The organism is Sulfurirhabdus autotrophica, assembly GCF_004346685.1.
GTDB lineage: Bacteria > Pseudomonadota > Gammaproteobacteria > Burkholderiales > SMCO01 > Sulfurirhabdus > Sulfurirhabdus autotrophica.
Genome location: NZ_SMCO01000056.1, coordinates 1 through 1,175, shown reverse-complemented (window position 1 = coordinate 1,175; position 1,175 = coordinate 1). Strand labels below are relative to the sequence as shown.

At 58.3% G+C, this 1,175-nt stretch carries 1 protein-coding gene and 1 pseudogene; one reads left to right on the top strand and one right to left on the bottom strand.

Going from position 1 to position 1,175, the window contains the following annotated elements; genetic code table 11:
• Positions 1-639 (bottom strand): hypothetical protein (locus tag EDC63_RS19175; RefSeq protein WP_262982225.1); only part of this gene is annotated, 639 nt, incomplete at its 3' end.
• Here EDC63_RS19175 and EDC63_RS19055 point away from each other — a divergent pair.
• Positions 634-1,175: pseudogene (locus EDC63_RS19055) on the top strand (hypothetical protein); the annotation flags it as partial. The gene EDC63_RS19175 and the pseudogene EDC63_RS19055 sit on opposite strands and share 6 nt — an antisense overlap.

Here is a 1,175-nt window from a genome sequence, read left to right as displayed (position 1 = left end):
AACGACATCACCCGCTACACCTACTACACGGCTGATGACACGACCACCACCCCACCCAAATACCGCAGAGGTGACCTCAACACCCTCAGCAACGCCCTGAGCCAGACCACCACCATCACGTCCTACGATGGCAATGGCCACCCACTTACAATAGTTGACCCCAACAGCGTCACCACCACGCTCAGCTACTGGCCCCGTGGCTGGCTCAAAAGCAAAACCGTTGGCAGCAAGACCACTAGTTACGACTACGACAACGTTGGTCAGCTCACCCGCGTCACCCTGGCCGATGGCAGCTACCTCACCTACACCTATGATGACGCCCATCGCTTGACCAGTATCACCGACATCCAGCTCAACCACATCGACTACACCCTGGACGCCATGGGCAACCGCATCCAGGAAGAAGTATTCGATACCAACAACAAACTCACCACCCAGAAGGGCCGCATCTTCGATGCCCTCAACCGCCTCCAGGACGATGTTGCCTACTTCAACAACCCCAATGCGGGGGTCAACACCCACTACGGTTACACCGCCAACGGCAACCTCAATTCCCGCACTGCCCCGGCCAACAGTGGCAGTGACAACACCAACCGGACCACTTACTATTATTATGACGCCCTGGATCGTCTCGTGCACGTTATCGACCCTCTCAACCTGACCCCCACCGCCTACGAATACGATGCGCTGGATCAACTCAAGAGCGTCACCGACCCCCGCTCACTCACCACCGTCTACACCCTCAACGCCCTGGGCAACACCACCCGGGAAGTCAGCCCCGACAGTGGCACTACCGACCGCACCTATGACGAAGCCGGCAACGTCAAGACCGTCACTGATGCCCGTCCCCTCCAGACCGGCAACACCTACACGGTTGGTTACAGCTATGATGCCCTCAACCGCCTCACTGCCGTCACCTATCCTGCTGCTCCCGGAGAAAACCTCAGCTACACCTGGGACAGTGCCACTGGTTGCAACAAAGGCGTTGGCCGCCTGTGCAAAAGCACGGATGCCGAAGGCAGTACCACTTACAACTATGATGACCAGGGCAACCTGCTGCAACAAACCCGCCTCATCGCCGGCATCAGCTATGTTACTCAGTACAGCTACGATGGTGCCAACCGTCTGGCGAGCATAACCCCGCCTACCGGCGAAGTCCTCACCCTGGGCCGCAA